This is a genomic window from Mesorhizobium carmichaelinearum, assembly GCF_900199455.1.
Classification (GTDB): domain Bacteria; phylum Pseudomonadota; class Alphaproteobacteria; order Rhizobiales; family Rhizobiaceae; genus Mesorhizobium; species Mesorhizobium carmichaelinearum.
The window spans coordinates 1-417 of the sequence record NZ_FZQR01000175.1 but is presented as its reverse complement, the minus strand read 5'-3'; the positions used below and the strand labels follow the sequence as shown (position 1 = coordinate 417).

The window sequence follows — 417 nt, the reverse complement described above, 5'->3', positions numbered from 1 at the left end:
GTTGCATACGTACTAAATTTGAAACCTTTACGATAATCGAACTTTTCAACCGCTTTAATTAGACCCATATTCCCTTCTTGGATTAAGTCTAAGAAAAGCATACCACGGCCTACGTAGCGCTTTGCAATACTTACTACAAGACGTAAGTTTGCTTCTGCAAGACGACGTTTCGATTCTTCATCGCCTTCTTCAATACGCGTTGCAAGTCGAATTTCTTCTTCTGCAGATAGTAAATCTACACGACCAATTTCTTTTAAATACATACGAACGGGATCATTGATTTTAACCCCAGGTGGTACACTTAAATCATTAAGGTCAAATTCTTCTTCCGCTTTTGTAATTTGGCGATTATTAGGACCTTCGTCGTTGTCATTGTCACCAACTAAGTCAATCCCTTGTTCACCTAAATATTCATAG

General features: G+C 38.1%; 1 protein-coding gene. It reads right to left on the bottom strand.

Translation table 11 applies throughout. The annotated features are described in order from the left end of the window. A partial coding sequence (locus tag CKW40_RS46300) for a sigma-70 family RNA polymerase sigma factor (protein ID WP_143748547.1) occupies nucleotides 1–417 on the bottom strand: 417 nt, incomplete at both ends.